General features: G+C 60.1%; 19 protein-coding genes. 12 read left to right on the top strand and 7 right to left on the bottom strand.

Annotated features, from left to right (window positions below):
* Nucleotides 1-24: 24 nt before the first annotated feature.
* Nucleotides 25-720: a tRNA (adenine(22)-N(1))-methyltransferase gene (locus tag BK658_RS01635; RefSeq protein WP_311196261.1), complete on the bottom strand. Its 696-nt coding sequence runs from the start codon at nucleotides 718-720 to the stop codon at nucleotides 25-27.
* Nucleotides 721-1,135: 415 nt separating this feature from the next.
* On the opposite strand from BK658_RS01635, the gene BK658_RS01640 reads away from it, so the two are divergent.
* The 4 genes from BK658_RS01640 (at nucleotide 1,136) to BK658_RS01655 (ending at nucleotide 3,822) form a co-directional block, all read left to right on the top strand.
* Nucleotides 1,136-2,203, top strand: a complete 1,068-nt coding sequence (locus BK658_RS01640; RefSeq protein ID WP_123580570.1) for an alpha/beta fold hydrolase — start codon at nucleotides 1,136-1,138, stop codon at nucleotides 2,201-2,203.
* Between the two features lie 90 nt (nucleotides 2,204-2,293).
* Nucleotides 2,294-2,593, top strand: coding sequence for a hypothetical protein (locus BK658_RS01645; protein WP_123580573.1), 300 nt, complete (start codon nucleotides 2,294-2,296; stop codon nucleotides 2,591-2,593).
* 40 nt (nucleotides 2,594-2,633) lie between these two features.
* The gene (locus tag BK658_RS01650; protein WP_123580575.1) at nucleotides 2,634-3,059 is read left to right on the top strand and encodes a DUF1810 domain-containing protein; all 426 of its coding nucleotides are present in this window, start codon (nucleotides 2,634-2,636) and stop codon (nucleotides 3,057-3,059) included.
* Between the two features lie 142 nt (nucleotides 3,060-3,201).
* The gene (locus BK658_RS01655) at nucleotides 3,202-3,822 is read left to right on the top strand and encodes an isochorismatase family protein (protein WP_123580577.1); all 621 of its coding nucleotides are present in this window, start codon (nucleotides 3,202-3,204) and stop codon (nucleotides 3,820-3,822) included.
* A 273-nt stretch (nucleotides 3,823-4,095) separates the two neighbouring features.
* Here BK658_RS01655 and katG read toward each other — a convergent pair whose 3' ends face one another.
* On the bottom strand, nucleotides 4,096-6,330 hold the full coding sequence (gene katG / locus BK658_RS01660) for a catalase/peroxidase HPI (protein ID WP_123580580.1): 2,235 nt from the start codon (nucleotides 6,328-6,330) through the stop codon (nucleotides 4,096-4,098).
* 358 nt (nucleotides 6,331-6,688) lie between these two features.
* Between katG and BK658_RS01665 the strand changes: the two genes are divergently transcribed.
* Together BK658_RS01665 and yghX are read left to right on the top strand one after the other, a co-directional pair.
* Nucleotides 6,689-7,369, top strand: a complete 681-nt coding sequence (locus tag BK658_RS01665; RefSeq protein WP_123580582.1) for a hypothetical protein — start codon at nucleotides 6,689-6,691, stop codon at nucleotides 7,367-7,369.
* 129 nt (nucleotides 7,370-7,498) lie between these two features.
* Entirely contained in the window at nucleotides 7,499-8,386 is an 888-nt protein-coding gene (yghX, locus tag BK658_RS01670; RefSeq protein WP_123580584.1) for a YghX family hydrolase, read from the top strand.
* Between the two features lie 70 nt (nucleotides 8,387-8,456).
* On the opposite strand, the gene BK658_RS01675 is transcribed toward yghX, so the two are convergent.
* Together BK658_RS01675 and BK658_RS01680 are read right to left on the bottom strand one after the other, a co-directional pair.
* Complete coding sequence (locus tag BK658_RS01675) at nucleotides 8,457-9,035, bottom strand: antibiotic biosynthesis monooxygenase (RefSeq protein WP_123580586.1); 579 nt, start codon at nucleotides 9,033-9,035, stop codon at nucleotides 8,457-8,459.
* A 76-nt stretch (nucleotides 9,036-9,111) separates the two neighbouring features.
* Nucleotides 9,112-9,756 (bottom strand): hydrolase, encoded by a 645-nt coding sequence (locus BK658_RS01680; protein ID WP_054597057.1) that lies wholly within the window; start codon nucleotides 9,754-9,756, stop codon nucleotides 9,112-9,114.
* A gap of 176 nt (nucleotides 9,757-9,932) precedes the next feature.
* Between BK658_RS01680 and BK658_RS01685 the strand changes: the two genes are divergently transcribed.
* On the top strand, nucleotides 9,933-10,826 hold the full coding sequence (locus tag BK658_RS01685) for a LysR family transcriptional regulator (RefSeq protein WP_123580588.1): 894 nt from the start codon (nucleotides 9,933-9,935) through the stop codon (nucleotides 10,824-10,826).
* A 30-nt stretch (nucleotides 10,827-10,856) separates the two neighbouring features.
* Here BK658_RS01685 and BK658_RS01690 read toward each other — a convergent pair whose 3' ends face one another.
* Nucleotides 10,857-11,471, bottom strand: a complete 615-nt coding sequence (locus BK658_RS01690; RefSeq protein ID WP_123580590.1) for a DJ-1/PfpI family protein — start codon at nucleotides 11,469-11,471, stop codon at nucleotides 10,857-10,859.
* Nucleotides 11,472-11,583: 112 nt separating this feature from the next.
* On the opposite strand from BK658_RS01690, the gene BK658_RS01695 reads away from it, so the two are divergent.
* Together BK658_RS01695 and BK658_RS01700 are read left to right on the top strand one after the other, a co-directional pair.
* The gene (locus tag BK658_RS01695) at nucleotides 11,584-12,918 is read left to right on the top strand and encodes an aminotransferase-like domain-containing protein (protein WP_123580592.1); all 1,335 of its coding nucleotides are present in this window, start codon (nucleotides 11,584-11,586) and stop codon (nucleotides 12,916-12,918) included.
* Nucleotides 12,919-13,263: 345 nt separating this feature from the next.
* Entirely contained in the window at nucleotides 13,264-13,836 is a 573-nt protein-coding gene (locus BK658_RS01700) for a thioesterase family protein (RefSeq protein WP_123580595.1), read from the top strand.
* A gap of 62 nt (nucleotides 13,837-13,898) precedes the next feature.
* Here the strand turns inward: BK658_RS01700 and BK658_RS01705 are convergent, their stop codons facing one another.
* Nucleotides 13,899-14,525, bottom strand: a complete 627-nt coding sequence (locus BK658_RS01705) for a LysE family translocator (protein WP_221178583.1) — start codon at nucleotides 14,523-14,525, stop codon at nucleotides 13,899-13,901.
* A 332-nt stretch (nucleotides 14,526-14,857) separates the two neighbouring features.
* Complete coding sequence (locus BK658_RS01710; RefSeq protein WP_123580597.1) at nucleotides 14,858-15,775, bottom strand: LysR substrate-binding domain-containing protein; 918 nt, start codon at nucleotides 15,773-15,775, stop codon at nucleotides 14,858-14,860.
* 176 nt (nucleotides 15,776-15,951) lie between these two features.
* On the opposite strand from BK658_RS01710, the gene BK658_RS01715 reads away from it, so the two are divergent.
* Genes BK658_RS01715 through scpB form a run of 3 tightly spaced genes read left to right on the top strand, consistent with a single transcriptional unit; the run spans nucleotide 15,952 to nucleotide 19,368 of the window.
* Nucleotides 15,952-17,280 carry an MFS transporter gene (locus BK658_RS01715; RefSeq protein WP_123580598.1) on the top strand — a complete coding sequence of 443 codons (1,329 nt, stop codon included), beginning with the start codon at nucleotides 15,952-15,954 and terminating at the stop codon, nucleotides 17,278-17,280.
* 34 nt (nucleotides 17,281-17,314) lie between these two features.
* Complete coding sequence (locus BK658_RS01720) at nucleotides 17,315-18,571, top strand: CaiB/BaiF CoA transferase family protein (protein ID WP_123580600.1); 1,257 nt, start codon at nucleotides 17,315-17,317, stop codon at nucleotides 18,569-18,571.
* Entirely contained in the window at nucleotides 18,568-19,368 is an 801-nt protein-coding gene (gene scpB / locus BK658_RS01725; protein WP_123580602.1) for a methylmalonyl-CoA decarboxylase, read from the top strand. The genes BK658_RS01720 and scpB overlap by 4 nt, the downstream gene beginning before the upstream one ends.
* Nucleotides 19,369-19,371: the final 3 nt, after the last annotated feature.

Here is a 19,371-nt window from a genome sequence, read left to right on the forward strand (position 1 = left end):
TTTTCGCCCTCCCCCAGACCGGGCTCAAGCCAGCAGCTCGGTGATCCACCGTACCTGCCGGGCGATGTCCTGCACCTTCTCCTCGGGCACGGCCTGCCGCGCTCGGGCGAAGTTGCTCAGGGTCTTCTGCTTCTCGCGCAGCATGCGCTGCCACTTGGCCAGGAACACCGGACTGCGTGCCTGCATCTGCAGCGGACCGAAGTACAGTTCCTCGGCCGTGTACATCACCGACCCGGCGCGCTCGGCGACGATGATTTCGTAGTCGAAGCGGTTTTCCCGCAGCACTTCCTCGCAGAGGATGCGGTAACCATTTTCCATCAGCCATTGGCGCAGTGGCTGCTCGCCGCCATTGGGCTGAAGGATCAGACGCTCCTGGCCGCTCAGACGCGTTTTGCCACTGTCGAGGATGTCGCGGATCGTCTCGCCGCCCATGCCGCAGATGCTGATTGCCGTGATCCCGTCTCCCGGCTCGATCGCCGCCAGGCCGTTGGCCAGGCGCACGCTGATCTGGTGGTCCAGGCCGTTCTCGCGCACGGTGCGTTCCGCCGAGCAAAACGGCGTCAATGCCACCTCGCCGGCCACCGCCGCCGCGATAGCGCCACGGCGCATCAACGCCACAGGCAGGTAGCCGTGATCCGAGCCGATATCGGCCAGGCGCGCACCTGCTGGCACATGCTCCGCCACGCGCTCCAGGCGCATGGACAATGTCTGTTCGTTCAACTGCTGCCCCTTTTCACCGCGAACGTCCGGCACCTTTGGCCGGATCGGGCCGCGATTCTGTCGGGCAACGCCGTGCATTTCAACTTTATGCGCTCAGGACCATGGCTCGCCCCAAACCTGGCGCGTGCGCATCGACCCAAAGTACTTCCTGGTTATGGACCGCTTTTGGTCGATCTTTGCAAGGAAGCGGCTTGCCTGGATAATCCGCCTCATGACGAATGTAGGGGGTCATCCCATAGCAATTCTGCTGATACGCTGTGCGTCACAGTGTTTCTGAATAACATCTCGACACGCAGGCTTTCATCTGGCCTGCGATACGACACAGGCCCGATACGTCACCGCCTTCAAATGCAAGCAAGGTTTGAAGGGAATCAGCCAGACTCTCCAGTCAACAACGTGCAAAGGAGACATCACCATGAAGATGGCAGTGCAGAACAACAAAACCGGTAAAACACGCCGCCGTCTGGTCGGCTCGTCAATCCTCGCGCTCAGCCTGTTCGGCACTCTCGGCGTGGCCCACGCGCAAACGACCGCAACCGCACAGCCAGCCGCGATCAATGCCGGTACCGCTCATGCGGCACCCTCTCCGTTCGGCCCGCTGAAGCATGTCAATGCCGGACTACTGAACGTCGCATACGCCGAAACAGGCCCGGCCAATGGGCCGGTGGTGATTCTTCTGCACGGCTGGCCATACGACATTCACAGCTATGACGAGGTCGCACCCTTACTTGCAGCAAAGGGCTATCGAGTGCTGATGCCGTATGCGCGCGGCTACGGCGATACGCATTTCCTGTCCGAGAAAACCCTTCGCAATGGCCAACCAACCGCGCTGGCAAGTGACGTCATCGACTTCATGGATGCGCTGAAGATCAAGCAAGCCGTGCTCGGTGGTTATGATTGGGGCGCGCGGTCGGCCGACATCGTCTCGGCGCTATGGCCAGAGCGGGTCAAGGCACTGGTCTCGGTCAGCGGCTATCTGATCGGTAACCAGGCGGCCGGCAAGAACCCGCTGCCACCGAAGGCTGAATTGCAGTGGTGGTATCAGTTTTACTTCGCCACCGACCGCGGTCGCGCCGGGTACGAGAAAAACACCCACGACTTCGCCAAGTTGATATGGCAAACGGCTTCGCCGAAATGGGCGTTCGATGACGCCACCTACGACCGCAGCGCCAAGGCTCTGGACAACCCCGACCATGTCGACATCACCGTGTTCAACTACCGCTGGCGCCTGGGCCTGATTCAAGGCGAGCCCCAATACGAAGCTCTAGAGCAGAAACTGGCCAAGGCGCCTTCCATCAGCGTGCCAACCATCACCCTTGAAGGCGATGCCAACGGCGCGCCGCACCCTGCCCCCGAGGATTACGCCAAGCGCTTTACCGGCAAATACGAGTTTCGGCTGATCAGCGGTGGCATCGGCCACAACCTGCCGCAGGAAGCTCCGCAGGCGTTCGCCAAGGCTGTGATTGATGCGGATCACCTTTGAGGGCGACGCAAGGGCAGGCGCAACACCGTCTAATCTGAATAGAGCACAACCACAAACACACCTCTCGCCTCTTGATACTGGAGAAATGGGATGACCGGAATAACAGCGCGCCAATGCTCGTCATGGGCCCTACTCTCCCTGCTCGCCATCAACCTGGCGCTGACAGCCGGATGTTCAAGCAAAACTGCCGCACACCGCTATTCGACCTCAAGCATAGCCTCGAACTGCTACGCCAAAGCGCTACCCTCTGCCGGCGAAGGCGGCTTGGCCTGGGGCTCCACTTTGGGCATGGCTCGGCAAAAATCCCTGGATAATTGCAAACGTTATGCCAGCCGATCCGGCGGCACGCCAAGCACCTGCCAAGTGGTGTCGGCGGAGTGCAAAAATTAATAGCGCGTTTGCTGTGTCAGCCAACTGAGGGAGTACAAGCATGCACGATCCCTTCAATCTTCTTCGTTTCGTCGAGGCCCAGCGCCCGGTTTTTAACCGAGCCATGGAAGAGTTGCGTGCCGGGCGCAAGAGCAGTCACTGGATGTGGTTCATCTTCCCGCAACTGCAGGGTCTCGGGCATAGCGAGATGGCCCAGCGCTTTGCCATTTCTGGTGCTGCCGAAGCCCGGGCCTATCTGCTGCATGATGTGTTGGGGCCACGGCTGGAGGAAAGCGTCAGTACCCTCCTGCAACACCGCGACAAGAGTGCACTGGCCATCCTCGGCCACCCCGATGACCTGAAGTTGCGCTCCTCTCTCACGCTATTCGCCAGTATCAAGCCCGAACAGCCCCTGTTCCAGCAGGCCCTCGATCAGTTTTTCGGCGGTGAGCCAGACGCCAGGACCCTGTCCCTTCTTGAAGAATAAGGTCGACGCGAGCTACATCGCGACAAAATGCCGTGATCGCGTCGGCTGATCATCCCGTCGGGCAGACGAGGGCTCTCATTTTGCCTGATTGTTCCCGGATTATAATGTCAAGGCATCTCAACCTGCCCCGGAGAGCCTCGCCATGAACTCGCCTCCTTTCAACGAACGCCTGACCCGCGAAAATGCCATCCTGCTGCTGGTTGACCATCAGGTCGGCCTTTACACCGGCGTGCGCGACATCGACACACTGGCCCTCAAGCACAACGTTGTCGGCCTGGCCAAGGCAGCGTTGGCGCTGAAGCTGCCGATCATCGTCACCACGACAACCGAGGGAATGTGGGGGCCGCTGATCCCCGAACTCGCCGAAGCGCTGCCGGGTGTGAAGCGCATCGAGCGCACCACTGTCAACGCCTGGGACGAGCGTCGTGTCGTCGATGCGGTCAAGGCGACCGGCCGCAAGCACCTGATCGTGACGGGTATCTCGACCGACGTTTGCCTCGCCTTCCCCGCGATCTCGGCCATTGCCGACGGCTACAACAGCTATGCCGTGATCGATGCTTCCGGCGGCTTCACCCAGACGCAAGTTGCCATGGGCGTGGCGCGCATGCTGCAGGCCGGCGTGATCCCCGTTGGTTACTCGAACGTCGCCGTCGAGATTCTGGCCGACAACGCCGCGCCCGAAGCCGAGGCCGTTTACGCTGCGCTCGGCATGCCCTTCGCTGGGCTCGTGTATGGCCTGAAGCAGTACTTCTCGCACAGTTGAGCGCTACCGATTCACCACCCACCCTCCTTCCACAAGGAGTAGAGAAAAGACGCTCAAGAATATCCTTCAAAGTCCACTGGCCGACCGGTCACCACGCCCCGCGTCTTTGGGCAAGCAAAAAGCCCAACGCCTCCACACAGGGAGGCGTTGCGGGTTTTCAGAAACACCGAATGGAACATGACGTAGCTATTCCTGGCAACCTCCCCGGAGCCCCCTGACCTGAACGATCAGGTCGAGGTGGCCCACTCCAGGACCGAGGGTCCAACACTCGCGTTACCTGAGCTCGAAGCGGTCGAGATTCATCACCTTGGTCCAGGCTGCCACGAAGTCTTTCACGAACTTCTCCTGCGCGTCGGCACTTGCATAGACTTCGGCCAAGGCCCGCAGTTGCGAGTTTGAGCCGAAGACGAGATCGACACGAGTACCTGTCCATTTGAGGTCGCCGGTTTTGCGATCGCGTCCTTCAAACGCTTCATTGGCGTCCGAGACCGGCTTCCATTCCACGCCCATGTCGAGCAGGTTGGTGAAGAAGTCGTTGGTCAACGCTTCAGTTCGCGTGGTGAAGACCCCGTGCCGGGTTTGTCCGACGTTGGTATTCAACACGCGCAGGCCGCCAATGAGCACCGTCATTTCTGGTGCGGTGAGTGTCAGCAGTTGCGCCTTGTCGATCAGTAACGCCTCGGCCGGTACGCGGTATCGGGTCTTGAGGTAATTGCGGAAGCCATCGGCGATCGGTTCGAGAAACCCGAACGATTCCACATCCGTCTGCTCTTGGCTCGCGTCCATCCGCCCCGGAGTGAACGGTACCGTGACGGTGTGACCGGCATTTTTTGCCGCCTGTTCGACACCAGCGCTACCGGCCAGCACGATCAGGTCCGCCAGCGAGATCTTCTTGCCGCCAGTCTGCGCGCTGTTGAACTCGCTCTGGATTTTCTCAAGGGTCGCCAGCACATTCGCCAGTTGCCCAGGCTGGTTGGCCGGCCAGTCCTTCTGCGGGGCCAGGCGCAGGCGCCCCCCGTTGGCACCACCGCGCTTGTCGGAGCCACGGAAGGTGGACGCCGCCGCCCAAGCAGTTGATACAAGCTGCGAGACTGTCAGGCCACAGGACTGAAGCTTGCTCTTGAGTGAGGCGATGTCGCTGTCGTTGACCAAGGCATGGTCGAGCGCTGGAACAGGGTCTTGCCAAATGAGCTCTTCGCTCGGCGTTTCCGGACCCAGGTAGCGTGAGATCGGCCCCATGTCGCGGTGGATCAGCTTGAACCAGGCGCGGGCGAAGGCGTCGGCCAACTGATCCGGGTTTGCCAGGAAGCGCCGTGAAATGGGCTCATAGATCGGGTCGAGTCGCAGGGACAGGTCCGTGGTCAGCATGGTCGGATTACGCCGCTTGGACGGGTCGTGAGCATCTGGAATGATGCCCGCGCCAGCGCCGTTTTTCGCCGTCCACTGGTTCGCACCGGCCGGGCTCTTGGTCAGTTCCCACTCGAAGCCGAACAGGTTCTCCAGGTAGTTGTTGCTCCACTTCGTGGGTGTCGTGGTCCAGGTCACTTCCAGGCCGCTGGTGATCGTGTCGCCACCCTTGCCCGTGCCGAAGCTGTTCTTCCAGCCCAGGCCCTGCGCTTCGAGGCCAGCGGCTTCGGGCTCGGCGCCCACATTGGACGCAGGCCCGGCACCGTGGGTCTTGCCGAAGGCATGGCCACCGGCGATCAGGGCCACCGTTTCTTCGTCATTCATCGCCATGCGAGCGAACGTTTCGCGGATATCCACCGCAGCAGCGAGCGGGTCCGGGTTGCCCTCCGGGCCTTCCGGGTTGACATAGATCAGGCCCATTTGCACCGCGGCGAGCGGTTTCTCCAGGTTGCGCTCCTGGACACCAGGGCTCTCATCTTTGCCATAGCGCACGTCGCCCCCCAGCCAGGTTTTTTCGGAGCCCCAGTAGACGTCCTCATCCGGTCCCCAGACGTCCGGACGGCCTCCGGAAAAACCAAAGGTCTTGAAGCCCATGGATTCCAGCGCGACGTTGCCGGTGAGGACGATCAGATCGGCCCAGGAGATGTTACGACCATACTTTTGCTTGATCGGCCAGAGCAGTCGGCGTGCCTTGTCGAGGCTGACGTTATCCGGCCAACTGTTGAGGGGTGCGAAGCGTTGCTGACCGGAGCCGGCACCACCGCGTCCGTCGCCGGTGCGGTAAGTGCCTGCGGCGTGCCAGGCCATGCGAATAAAGAGCGGTCCATAGTGTCCGAAGTCCGCAGGCCACCAGTCTTGCGAATCGGTCATCAGCGCATGCAGGTCTTTCTTGAGCGCCGCAAAGTCCAGTTTTTTGAACGCTTCGGCGTAGTTGAAGCCCTCGCCCATGGGGTCGGACAGGGACGAGTGCTGGTGCAGGATCTTCAGATTGAGTTGGTTCGGCCACCAGTCGCGGTTCGATGGGCCACCGCCCGCGGCGGCGTGATTGAACGGGCATTTCGATTCAGTTGCCATGTGTGAGCTACCTTTGGTCGTATTCATCCGGCTATCCGGCCCCGCGTGGGCACGCAATAGCGACGAGCGAAATCAATGACATAAGCTGCCGGGCCAACAATTCGATCAATTGATCGTCGTGGTCACACGGGCAATCCGGATAGTGGCAATCGAGTTACCAGCACGGTGGCCCACGGCAAGCCTAGTACGCTTCTGACTTATTCGTATCTCTTATCAGGTCTCAACCGGCCAGTTTTCACCAGCGCTCCGTTAAGGTTAGCCCCCTATAAAGCAGTCAGCTAATAGGTGGCGTATCAGGTCCTGATAGGCCTAGTCTTTTACCTGACACCTAAGGACGGAATAGACCTGATACGCGACGTACGCCTGTACGGGAGAGGACCAGACCATGAATAAGTGCCCGCGCCGCACGGCCGTCCACGAAGCTGGCCACGCCCTGGCCTTTTGGTGGAATGCTCAGCACATAGAGCGCGTCACTGTGCGTACCAAGACAGAAGCCTGCACCGGCCCAATGATTGATCTGCGCGGCAACCCGCAAAACGTAGAGGGATTGGTTGAGGCTGATTACCTGGTCCCGTACCCATCCTTCGACGCGCCCGGGATTGCTGAATACCTGCCCTCAATGGTCGATTCTATTGAGCGCGATCTTCTCGATTGCTTCGCCGGCCCGGTGGCCGAAGCAGTCTACAGGCGCACCAAATCGGACAAATTCATCTGGGGCAGCGGCAGTGGGGACCGGTGCAGGGGTTACGAATTGATAAGTTTGCTGCCTGTACGAAAGCTACTCGACGCAGAGTCCCTGGCAATCGCCCGCTCCTGCTGTCTGGTGCGTCATTACTGGCCCGCTGTCACCGCTGTCGCAGATCTTCTACAAGAGCACGGCACGGTTAACGGAGAAGCTATAACAGCGCTGCTGTGCGAAGTCACCGGGGAGTCACCTACGCGGCTCACTAATGACCTGGCAACCCTCGACACGCGATGCAATCGGCGGTGGACTGCAGCCCACTCGAAGCTACTTTTCAGCAAAGCCCGGCAATCGTCTGACCGAACTGACTTCGATCGCCGGTGATATCGCCGCGAAGCTCATGCTTGCACTTCGGATTGACGTACCTGAAGTATTTAATGGCCGAGCAGCACGTTTACGATGCATTGCAGGACAACACAGTGGCAACCCAGGTGATTCAAAGGGAGCGCACAGATGAACCGTCTTACTGCAAAAGATTTTGCCCCTGAACTGCTGGAACTCTACGACAACTACGCCCATGGCATGATCAACAGGCGAGAGTTTCTGGATCGGGCGGCGTTGTTCACGTTAGGCGGTCTGACGGCCAGCGCACTCCTCGCTGCCCTGAGCCCGAATTATGCGCTCGCCGAGCAGGTGCAAATTACCGATCCGGACATCATTGCCGAGTACATTACCTATCCCTCCCCCAAGGGACACGGGCAAGTCCGTGGCTATCGGGTACGCCCGGCGAGAGCCAGCGGCAGGGTGCCGGCGGTGGTGGTCGTGCATGAAAATCGCGGGCTCAATCCCTACATCGAGGATGTCGCCCGGCGGCTGGCCAAAGCGGGATTCATCGCCCTCGCCCCCGATGGGCTGACGTCAGTCGGAGGTTATCCCGGCAACGATGAAAAAGGTCAGGAGCTACAGCAGACCGTCGATCCTGAAAAGCTCATGAATGATTTTTTTGCCGCCATCGAGTGGCTGATGAAGCATGACTCGACCACGGGAAAAGTCGGCATCGTCGGGTTCTGTTATGGCGGTGGCGTCGCCAATGCCGCGGCTGTGGCCTATCCGGAACTGGGTGCCGCCGTGTCCTTTTATGGCCGTCAGCCAAAGGCTGAAGAGGTCATCCGTATTCAAGCACCTCTGCTACTGCACTACGCCGAACTGGATACGCGGATCAATGAAGGATGGCCCGCCTATGAGCAGGCGTTGAAAGCTGCCGGCAAGACTTACGAAGCCTACATCTACCCTGGCGTTAACCATGGTTTCCATAACGACTCCACGCCTCGATACGATGAAGCTGCTGCCAGGCTTGCATGGAGCAGGACGCTGGATTGGTTCCAGCGGTACCTGGCTTAGCGTTGAAAGCCCCCGCAATACGAGAACCTGCGCACTGCCAGCGAGGAGCGGCACCCAGCAGGGACCTCATTCATGCGCCGGATCGCGGCTGCAGCCACTTTCCAAACAGGCGCGTCACCCGAGGCATGAACACGTAGACCACCAACAAGACAATGCTGGCCGTGATCAGCACAGTGCTTTGCACATAGCCGCCCAGCCAGGGCATCCAGCCAAACAGCGGCTTGAACAGCGTCGGCACCAGAAAGCTCAGGGGCAGAATGACCAAAAAGGTCACACAAGCCTGCTTCCAGCGCGGTGGAGGGGACGGCGCGGTAGCATCGACCGGGGTAAACCAGAACTCACGGTCGGCATTGACCTCGGTCTGGTCGCCATCAGCAAGCAATGGCTGCGCCTCTTCGACCAGCTTGCGGCGATCCTCGGAGTCGAGCCAATGCTGCAATTGTTCAGTCGTGGCGAAGCGCAGCACACTGGTGAACTGGGCCAGCCCCTGGCTTTGTCCGCGCATCACATCAATGCCCAGATGCCCTGGATACGTGCGCGCCATGGCGATGGTACGGCGCAACCAGTTTTCGTACGCCTCATCCCCACCCTGTTTGACCCGATGGCGCACCAGCAGTGTGACCACGCCTTCCGACAATTCGATGTTCATGACTGACTCTCCGAGCATGCCGCTGGCAGTGACGGCGCAGCGAACTGCGCCGTTGAGCAGCGGTATTTTTCGCGACTTACTTGACCTGACGTTGCGGCGCCTTGTGCACCATGGTGTAGGCGTAATCCACGCCCATGCCATAGGCACCACTGTGCTCGCGCACCAGGTCCATCACTGCGTCGTAAGTCTCTTTGTGTGCCCAGTCGCGTTGGTACTCGAGCAACACTTGCTGCCAGGTCACCGGCACCGCACCCGCCTGGATCATCCGCTGCACCGACATGTCGTGAGCTTCTTTGGTTGTCCCGCCCGATGCGTCGGTGACGATGTACACCTCGTAGCCTTCGGCCAGCGCTTCCAGAGCCGGGAAGTTCAAGCACACTTCAGTCCAGAGCGCGGCCATGATCAGCTTTTTGCGACCGGTGGCCTTCACCGCTTCTACCAGTTTTTTATCTTCCCAGGAGTTCATCGAGGTGCGCTCGATGGGCTGATGATCGGGAAACACACTAAGCAATTCCGGCCAGATATAGCCGCTGAAGCTTTCGGTTTCGACCGACGTCAAAATGGTCGGCACGTTGAAGATCTTCGCAGCTTTGGCCAGTGCAACGGTGTTGTTCTTCAAGGTCTGACGGTCGATCGATTGCACGCCGAAGGACATTTGCGGCTGGTGGTCGATCAGGATCAGCGCGGAGTTGGTTGGGTTGAGCAATTCACGAATAGACATGGCGTGTTCCTTTTGATGTCGGTGTTCTGGATGGTTGAGTTATTCAGACTGCAAGGCGCGGTGCTTGGTCTCGTTGGAGGTGGTGTGCTACCGGCTTGGAACCTAATGTAGTTTCTGGATAAAACCGAAACAATTACCTAAAATGCATAATCATTATTTCCAAAATAGGGACAGTCTTGGACCGGATCGAATGCATGCGTGCTTTTGTCGCCACCGTCGGCGCAAACGGCTTCGCCGCCGCAGCCCGAGCGATGGATGTGCCACGCTCAAAAGTCAGCAAACAGATTCAGGCGCTGGAAGAGGCCATCGGTGTGCAGTTGCTGCAGCGCACGACGCGCAGCCTGCACTTGACCGAGGCCGGCGCGGAGTACTACGAAGCGGCCCGTGAAGTGATCGCGTCAGTGGACGAAGCCGAGCAACGTGCGCGTAACGGCATTGGCGAACTACGCGGCGTGCTGCGGGTCAACGCGCCGATGTCGTTCGGTCTGCGGCGGCTCGGGCCGCTGATCCCGTTGTTTCATGAGCAGCATCCGAACATCGAGCTGCAACTGGTCCTGAGTGACCAGCAGGTTGACCCGGTACGCGGCGGCTTCGATGTGACCATCCGCATCGCGAGCCTGCCGGACTCCTCCCTGGTGGCCCGTCTGTTGGCGCCCGCTCCGCGGATCATGGTCGCCTCCCCGGCCTATCTTGAGCGCGCAGGGACACCGCAATCGCCAAAGGATCTGAGTGCACACCAATGCCTGAATTATGGCTACCTGCAGAGTGGCGTCAGCCTGCAACTGAGCAACGGCACCGAGACGCAGCGCGTACACGTCACCGGTCCTCTGCATGCCAACAATGGCGACCTGCTGGCCCAGGCCGCAGAAGCCGGCATGGGGATCGCCTTGCTGCCGAGCTTCATTGTCGAAGAGGCTTTGGCGGCCGGCAGGCTGGTCGCCGTGTTGTGCGAATGGCAGGCCCCACCGATCACCATCAACGCGGTCTACTCGTCTGCACGTCGGGTGCCGCAGAAGACCCGGGCGTTTATCGAGTTTTTGGTAACGCAGCTTGCGCAAAAGCCGAGTTGAGTCAGCGGTTTGATTCTCGCTGTAATCGCCTCAAGCAACCTGCCCATCGGATAGGTACGTGGCGATATTGCGCATTGCGCGCTGGACGTACTCTTCCTTTTCCCCGACCGGCGCGACGTAGTGCAGTGCGCTCTCCGCCGCTTCGATGCCTTCCAGGCGAGCAATGACCCACGCCGCAAGATAGACCGAAGCGAGGCATCCGCCGGCTGTGGCGATGTTGCCTTTGGCGAAGAACGGCTGGTTAAGGACATCGATGCCAGCCGCCTGAACCCACGGTTTCGTCGTCAAATCCGTGCAGGCCGGTACCCTCTCCAGCAAGCCAAGCTTGGCCAGTACCAGCGTGCCCGAACACTGCGCGCCCAGGAGCTGCCTCGAGGGATCAAGTTGCAACTGCGCCATAAGGGCGGTGTCAGCCACGACTTCACGAGTCTGCATGCCGCTCCCGACAATCACCGCATCGGCTTCGCTCGCCTCGCGAAGCGTTGCCTGGGATTCAATCACGAGCCCGTTCATTGAGCGAACACGGGGCGTCGGGCTGGCAATCGACACGCGCCATCCCGGCTTCTTGATGCAGTTCAACACGCCGAGTGCGATCAGGGAGTCGAGTTCGTTGTAGCCTTCAAAGGTGAGAATGGCGATATGCATGATTGGGTCTTCCTGCAAATGTGGCTGGCATCCGCCTGAAGGAGGCGGTTGTACAGAGGCAGGCTATGGCGAATAATTAGTACAATCAAATTATTGTAATGGATACATCTCCATGGCTCGCTCCCGGTATAAATCGTTGGTGGACGCGTTCGCGGCCGACATTCGCGCAGGACGCCTGCCACCTGGAACGCGTCTGCCCACGCACCGAGAGCTTGCGGCCAACGAAGGCCTCGCCTTAGCCACGGCGACCCGTGTCTACGCAGAGCTTGAAACAATGGGCCTGGTCAGCGGCGAAACCGGGAGAGGTACTTTTGTCCGGGAGACCTCGTTGCCATCAGGGTTAGGCATTGATCAGCATGCGGTCGCCACCGGTGTTCTGGACCTTAACTTCAACTACCCTTCTCTACCGGGTCAGGCAGAACTGCTGCGTGGCGCCTTGCGCCAACTGGCGTCTTCGGGCGATCTGGAGGCATTGCTCCGCTATCAGCCCCATGGAGGGCGACAGCATGAGCGTGCGTCAGTCGCCCGGCATCTCCAATGCCGAGGCTTGAGCGTCAGCGACGAGCAGGTACTGATCGTCAACGGGGCTCAACACGGCTTGGCGGTGACTGTCATGGGGCTGCTGCGCCCAGGTGATGTCGTCGCGACGGATGCCTTGACCTATCCCGGTTTCAAAGTCCTCGCGGATACCCAGCGCCTGGAACTGGCCCCCCTCCCTGCTGCCGGCTGTGAACCCGATCTGGATGCCCTGGTTCGACTGTGCCAGAGCAGAAAGGTCCGCGCCGTCTACACCATGCCAACCTTGCACAATCCACTGGGGTGGGTCGCCAGCGAAAGCTGGCGGCAACGCTTGGTGAGCATCGCCCGCGAGCATGACTTGCTGATCATCGAGGACGCCGCCTATGCGTTTCTCGCAGAGAATGCACCGCCGCCCTTGGCAGCGCTTGCACCGGAAAGAACCGTGTACGTGACAGGCCTCTCGAAAAATGTCGCCACCGGGTTGCGCGTCGGATTTGTCGCGGCGCCCACCGCCTGGGTTCCCGCTATCGAGAGAGCCATACGCGCGACCATTTGGAACACACCCGGGGTGATGACTTCAATCGCTTGTAATTGGCTCGACGATGGCACGGTCAATCGCCTGGAGCGCGAAAAGCGCCGGGACGCTACGAAGCGACAGGCCATGGCCAGGGGCACGTTGACCGACCTGAAGTACATAGGCCATCCCTCCTCCTATTTTCTCTGGCTGCCCTTGGGTGAAGAGGTTCGCGCGGACCAGGTGGCGATGGCACTGATGCGCGAGCAGGTTTCGGTGTCGACTGCGGAGCCCTTTGCGACATCTGCCCCTATTCCTCACGCGATCAGGCTTGCACTTGGCTCGCTGGAACTGGATGCCCTGCAAGTCGCACTCGACACGGTGAAGCGTGTGGTTGACGCTCATTCTTATTGAGGTGGCCAAGCGTCGCTGAATGATGAGCAAGCAGGCCTTAGAGCCACCGACGCACCTTTGCTTTTGCGTGAGTACCGGAAAGCGCTCCCCACTACCGGCGAGGGCGGCCTTGCTTGGGGCTCCACTGAATCGAAAGCTGGAGTCTCGCAGGCGTAAAACTCACGGTCCAAAGTGATCTATCTCATTACCTAAAGAGGTTGGAGCAAAACGTTGGTGAATCAGGTGCAGGCTGAGCAGCGTTAATGACCAAAATGCACTTTTCAGGCAAAAAAAGTCATTTACGCACCTACCTGAACCGATCCTCCGTCTCTACAGTGCACCGATCATTCAACTATCGGCATATTCATGAATCTCTGGTTCCGACTTCTCCTCATGCTGTTGCGCCGACCATGGCGCAAACCGGCAAATGCCATGGAATCGACCGTCATTCAAATGCGCGTATGGCCACTGGATCTCGACTTCAATCGACACGTCACCAATGGCCGATATTTCACACTGGCTGACGTCGGACGCATGGATTTTGTTTTGCGCAGTGGTGCCTATCGAGTGGCTCTGCGCTCAAAGGCGCTGCCTGTCGTTGGGGATACTTGGGGTAAATTTCGTCGTGAGCTGAAGTTGTTTGAAGCATTCGAAATCCACACCAGGATGCTCGGTTGGGACGACAAATGGAGCTTCATGGAACATCGGTTTGTGAGCAAAGGGCGAGTGATTGGGGTAGTCGTGATGCGGGGTCTGTTTCGGTCAGCAAAAGGTACTGTTCCTCCAAGCGAATTTGTTCGAGAGCTGGGGTTGTCCGAACAGTCACCAGAGATGTCGAATTGGCTGACATCGTGGTCTGAAAGCTGCGATGCCATGAGCCGGCAACTCAGAGATGAGGAAAGCATCAATGATCACACCGGCTCCCGCATTTCTCGCTAATGTCCTGTGAGGCAAAACTAGCGAGGCTGGAATCTTAGCCCCGCGACGCCAATACACGGATCCTATTTTTGGCTGAGCGCCGCTATCGATACTCCCGAAGCAACGAAGGTGAGTCCTGCCCCTACGTTCAAGCCATTTACCAGCCGTGGCCTCTGACGCAAAAATCGGGACAGTGCAGTGGCAAATACGCCCATAAGTGCGAATCCCACTGCCGTAAGTGCGGCGAACCATATGCCGTATACCAGCATCTGCACGCTCACTGAGCCGCGTTGTGGGTCTACGAACTGCGGGATGAACGCAAGGACGAAAAACCCAGGCTTCGGATTGAGTGCTGCCGAGAGTAATCCCGTGAGGAAAATGCTCGGCAGTGATTGCCGAGTCGCTGGCTGGAAGCTAATCAGGCTACGAGAGCGTAGGACTTTTATGCCAAGCCAAAGTAAATAACCGGCGCCGATAAGCTTGACGACCCAGAAGGCAACTGCGGACGTCTGCATAAGCAAAGTCAGTCCTAGCGAAGCGGTTGCCACATGAAATAGAGTTCCCGCCCCAGATGCCATGCCCGATACGATAGCGGCTATCCTGCCCTGACTGAGTCCTCGGCCTACGGCCAGCAGATTGTCCGGGCCGGGTGCGAGTACCAATAGCAAGCACGCGGCAGTATAGGCAAGCCAAATATTGATCGGAAACACGGCATTCTCCTTAAGCCTTACCGAGGCATCCATCCTCACGTAGCACCAGACTCTGCCCGTACCAGGCAGCAAAGTCAAAGCCACTGCATTTGAGAATATGTGTTTGCCGAACGGGTACCGAAATGCGTTAATTTTCCCGCATAGGACATAAGCGAGACACACTTTATAAGTCCACCGTGGGAACCGATCAATCTCGGAGCCGACTTTCGCCGTTGGCTCCCTCATCGTTAGTCAGCGCGCACGGGCCACGGCTTGCTCATCCGTCACGAGCGTCATGCTCTAAGTCGATCACGACTTTAGGTTATTGCCTGAAGCCCACGCAACCGGACTCATCACTGCCCGTCCGCCCACCCCGGGTGGCGTCCAACCGCCTCGAACAGTTCAAAAATGGTCGCCTTGACCTTTTGCACCGCGTTGCTCTGCACGGCCGTGTCAGGCCAGCACAAAGACAGCTCACGCGTGAACAGCCGATGATCGATCCTGGCGAGCTTGAGCTTCTGTTGATCCAGTTCGACATGGGCGGCTGCCCAAGGCAGGATCGTCACACCCAGCTTTGCCAGAACGGCTGAGAACAGCAAGTCCGTGGAGTTGGCTTCGAACTCGACCTCACAGTGCAGACCGGCCTCCTGCAATGCCGACTCGACTCGACTGCGAATCGTGTTCGGGGCACAAGGCAGCACCAGCGGCATCTTCGCCAGGGCGTCGATCGTCACCGGCCCCTCGGGTAACGGAAATTCCGGCCACGCGATCAGGTACAGCGTTTCGGTGAGCAGTCGCTGCGAGATCATCCCACGGGTTTCGACCACATCGACATTCACCGCGAGCGCAACCCGCCCGACCGTGATCAGGCCTCCCAGCTCGGCGCTCGGGGCATCGATCAACTCCAGCTTGATACCCGGATACCGACTGCGGATCGTGCGTGCGAGCGGAATCGCCAACATCCGCGCCGTACTCGACGGCATGCCGACCGAGACCTTGCCCTGCGGGAGTTCGGCGTCCTGACGCAGCAGTTCACGGGTGCCGTCGGCCTGGCGCAGCAGTTCGATGGCATGCCGGTACAGCGTCTGCCCGGCCGCGGTGGGCACTACGCCCTGCACGCTGCGCTCGAGCAATTGCGTGTCCATATCCCGCTCCAGATTGTGCATCTGCTGGCTGATCGCGGGCTGCGCGATATGCAGTGCCTCACTGGCGCGGGTGATATTGCCGCACTCGACCACCTTGATGAAATACCGCAACTGGCGCAGGTCCATGGTGGGCGTCCAAAGAATCTGACTCTATATAAATATCCGATAGGACCAAAGGAATTTCATATTTGTAGCTTATGAGATGCGCTGCCTAGACTGATTTCACAATAAACGAAGCGCTGACGGCGGCCCCCGCCTCGCAGCGCCTCAATAGGCCTGATCAAGGTCAATGGGAGATCTTAATGTCTAGAGCATTAACCGCATCAGCAACGAGCGTGAAGCCGATCAAAACGCCCCTGACCCGCGAGCAGATTCGCGGCTTCTGGACCGTCTACCTGGGATGGGTGCTGGACGGCGTGGACTCGGTGATCTTCGCCCTGGTCTTGATTCCCGCCCTGACCGAGTTGCTGCCCAACTCGGGCATAACCCCAACCCCCGCCAATATCGCCATGTACGGTTCTCTGCTGTTCGGGCTGTTTCTGATCGGCTGGGGTCTGTCGTTTATCTGGGGGCCGCTCGCCGACCGTTTTGGTCGGGTGAAGATGCTGGCAGCCAGCATCCTGGTGTACTCGCTGTTTACCGGGGCGGCGGCGTTCTCAGAGAACATCTGGCAATTGGCGGCGTTTCGGCTGATCGCCGGGATCGGTGTCGGCGGCGAATGGGCGCTGGCCGGCACCTATGTGGCCGAGAGCTGGCCGGAGGACCGGCGCAAGATGGGCGCGGGCTACCTGCAAACGGGCTACTACTTCGGCTTTTTCATCGCCGCGTTGCTGAACTACACCGTCGGCGCAACCTACGGCTGGCGCGTGATGTTTCTGTGCGGCCTCGCACCGGCGGCGGTGGCGATCTACACCGCATTGAAGGTCAAAGAGCCTGCGCAGACGCATAAAGCTGCGCACCACACCGGGCGCCCTCACGCCCCGAGCGCTTCCACTCGCACCTCGTGGTGGGAAATCTTTGCCCCGGCCTTTCGCCGACGCACGCTGACCAGCTCTGCCCTGGTCGGCGTCGCGATCGTCGGTTTGTGGGCCGGCTCGGTTTACGAAGCAACGGCCGTGGTGACCCTGGCCACCCGCGCCGGCATCGACCACGTCGGCGCCGTGCACCTGGCCTCCATTGGTGCGGCGGTGCTGTCGCTCAGCACCATCCTCGGCTGCCTCGTTGCGCCGTGGCTGGCCGAGCGGCTCGGACGACGGGTTGCGCTGGCCATCTACTTCGCCGGTATGGCGACGTCAATCGTGGTCGCCTTCGGCTGGGTCTTTTATATGGACGACGGCCTGCACCTGTTCATGGCGTCGCTGGTGTTTCTCGGTTTCTTCGGCGGTAACTTCGCGATTTTCTCGCTCTGGCTGCCTGAGCAGTATCCGACCCGGATCCGCGCCACGGCGTTCGCCTTCAATGCCTCGGTCGGCCGCTTCATCGGCGCTGGCGTCAACTTCCTGCTGGCCGCTGCGATCCACTGGCACGGCTCGCTGGGCGCCCCCATCGCCTGGACCGCTGCGGCCTTCGTGGCCGGCATTCTGATCCTGCCGTTTGCCGTCGAAACCCGTAATCAGCCATTGCCGCAATAAAACAGCAGCGCTCAAACATTCAGTGGAGAACCGTATGCAAGCTTTGCAAGGCGTGAAGATCGTCGACTTGAGTCGCGCACTGTCCGGGCCGTTCTGCACCATGGTGCTGGCGGACCTCGGCGCCGATGTGATCAAGATCGAGCCCGGCCCGTCCGGCGACATGAGCCGGACCTGGGGCCCGTTCGACCGGGGTGTGAGCACCTACTATCTGTCGTGCAATCGCAATAAACGCGGCATCTGCATCGACTTCCGCAACCCCCAGGGCTTGGCCGCGATCCAGCGGCTGGTCGATGATGCCGACGTGGTGATCGAGAACTTCAAACCCGGCACCCTCGATAGCATGGGCCTCAGCTATGAGGTGCTCAGCGCACGCAATCCGCGGCTGATCATGGGCAGCATCAACGCCTTTGGCAGCGACGGCCCGATGAGCAGCTGGCCAGGTTTCGACCAGATCGCGCAGGGCTATTCGGGGCTGATGAGCCTGACGGGGTTCGTCGATGGCGACCCGACCCGCACCGGCACGGCCATCGGCGACCTGACCTCGGGTATGTGGCTGGTGACGGCGGTAATGGCCGCCCTGCTGGAGCGCGAACGCAGCGGTTGCGGCCAGCACGTCAGCACCTCGTTGCTGGCCAGCCTGGTCGGGTTGTTAAGTGTGCACGGGCAACGCTACCTCAGCCTGGGCGATGTCCCCCGCCGAACGGGCAACGCCCACTCGGTCATTGCGCCTTACGGGGTGTTCCAGACGCAGGACGGCCCGCTCAACCTGGCGCCGATCACCTCGGCCATGTGGGGACGTTTATGCACCCTGCTCGATTTACCGACACTGCCGGACGACCCGCGCTTCGCAACCAACGAAGCTCGGGTCGAGCGACGTGACGAGTTGAAAGCTATTCTGGAAAGCCGCTTGAAAACCCGCAGCAAACGCGCGTGGACCGAACTGTTCATCGAGGCTGGTTTACCCGCAGGCCCGATCAATACACTCGACGAAGTGTTCGACGACCCGCAGGTGCTGCATAGCCAGCTGACCCGGACACTCATGCACCCGACACTCGGCGCGCTGCGCCAGGTAGTAACCCCGGTGTTCAGCGCAACCGACGCAACAGAACCTGCGCCCGGTGTCAGCCAGCGACCACCGCCGCTGCTCGGTGAACACACCCTCGAAGTCCTGCGCGAGGCAGGTTTCGGCACGGCGTCGATCAACGCGCTGCTGGCCGCGAAAGCCGTGTATCAGGACAGCAGTGATTCGCCAGTAATGGCATCCGGACAATCAACAGGAACCGCACAATGAACCCGACGCAAACCTCTTCCGCCACCGTGACCGTCAACATTGTCGATGAACGAATCGGCCGGCTGGTCTTCAGCAACCCCACCCACCGCAACGCCCTCAGCGCACAACTGCTGAACGCCCTCGACGAAAGCCTCGCCGCACTGGCGTCACAACGCATACCAGTGGTGATACTGGGCAGCGAAGTCGGCCAGCCCGTCTGGAGCGCCGGCCACGACATCCGCGAACTGCAACACGACCACGACCCAGTTGCCTACGGCAAGCCACTCGAAAAAGTGTTGCGCCGCATCCGCGCCTACCCCGGTGTGGTGATCGCCATGATCTCCGGCTCGGTATGGGGTGGCGCGGTCGACCTGGCGATGAGTTGCGACCTGGTGGTCGCGGATCGCAGTGCAAGCTTTTCGATGACACCGGCAAACATCGGTTTGCCCTACACCACGAGCGGGCTGCTGCGCTTCTTCAACAACCTGCCGATTCACGTGTTGAAGGAAATGTTTTTCTGCGCGCAAAAGCTCGATGCAGAACGCGCTGAACACTTCGGCGTGGTGAACCGGCTGGTCGACAGCGACGTGCTGGAGGCGACTGCGCTGGAACTGGCACGCACGATTGCCGGCAAAGCGCCGCTGGCCATCGCGGCGGTCAAGGAGCAATTGCGCATCCTCGAAGACCTGCAACCGATGCCCGTCCAGGCGATGGAACAGATCGCAGAACTGCGTCGACAGGCGTGTGAGAGCAGCGACTTTGATGAGGGGCTGGCGGCATTTGCGCAGCGCAGGCCAGCGGTGTTTGGCGGTCAGTAGGAC

Origin of the sequence: Pseudomonas brassicacearum, from assembly GCF_003732175.1 — a bacterium.
Taxonomy (GTDB): Bacteria; Pseudomonadota; Gammaproteobacteria; order Pseudomonadales; family Pseudomonadaceae; genus Aquipseudomonas; species Aquipseudomonas brassicacearum_G.

What these genes read in the sequence shown, in the direction of transcription:
- scpB (WP_123580602.1), top strand. Translation starts at nt 18,568, where the DNA reads ATGAACCCGACGCAAACCTCTTCCGCCACCGTGACCGTCAACATTGTC.
- katG (WP_123580580.1), bottom strand. Translation starts at nt 6,330, where the DNA reads ATGAATACGACCAAAGGTAGCTCACACATGGCAACTGAATCGAAATGC.
- yghX (WP_123580584.1), top strand. Translation starts at nt 7,499, where the DNA reads ATGAACCGTCTTACTGCAAAAGATTTTGCCCCTGAACTGCTGGAACTC.
- BK658_RS01690 (WP_123580590.1), bottom strand. Translation starts at nt 11,471, where the DNA reads ATGCATATCGCCATTCTCACCTTTGAAGGCTACAACGAACTCGACTCC.
- BK658_RS01720 (WP_123580600.1), top strand. Translation starts at nt 17,315, where the DNA reads ATGCAAGCTTTGCAAGGCGTGAAGATCGTCGACTTGAGTCGCGCACTG.
- BK658_RS01700 (WP_123580595.1), top strand. Translation starts at nt 13,264, where the DNA reads ATGAATCTCTGGTTCCGACTTCTCCTCATGCTGTTGCGCCGACCATGG.
- BK658_RS01655 (WP_123580577.1), top strand. Translation starts at nt 3,202, where the DNA reads ATGAACTCGCCTCCTTTCAACGAACGCCTGACCCGCGAAAATGCCATC.
- BK658_RS01680 (WP_054597057.1), bottom strand. Translation starts at nt 9,756, where the DNA reads ATGTCTATTCGTGAATTGCTCAACCCAACCAACTCCGCGCTGATCCTG.
- BK658_RS01695 (WP_123580592.1), top strand. Translation starts at nt 11,584, where the DNA reads ATGGCTCGCTCCCGGTATAAATCGTTGGTGGACGCGTTCGCGGCCGAC.
- BK658_RS01665 (WP_123580582.1), top strand. Translation starts at nt 6,689, where the DNA reads ATGAATAAGTGCCCGCGCCGCACGGCCGTCCACGAAGCTGGCCACGCC.
- BK658_RS01650 (WP_123580575.1), top strand. Translation starts at nt 2,634, where the DNA reads ATGCACGATCCCTTCAATCTTCTTCGTTTCGTCGAGGCCCAGCGCCCG.
- BK658_RS01645 (WP_123580573.1), top strand. Translation starts at nt 2,294, where the DNA reads ATGACCGGAATAACAGCGCGCCAATGCTCGTCATGGGCCCTACTCTCC.
- BK658_RS01640 (WP_123580570.1), top strand. Translation starts at nt 1,136, where the DNA reads ATGAAGATGGCAGTGCAGAACAACAAAACCGGTAAAACACGCCGCCGT.
- BK658_RS01715 (WP_123580598.1), top strand. Translation starts at nt 15,952, where the DNA reads ATGTCTAGAGCATTAACCGCATCAGCAACGAGCGTGAAGCCGATCAAA.
- BK658_RS01675 (WP_123580586.1), bottom strand. Translation starts at nt 9,035, where the DNA reads ATGAACATCGAATTGTCGGAAGGCGTGGTCACACTGCTGGTGCGCCAT.
- BK658_RS01710 (WP_123580597.1), bottom strand. Translation starts at nt 15,775, where the DNA reads ATGGACCTGCGCCAGTTGCGGTATTTCATCAAGGTGGTCGAGTGCGGC.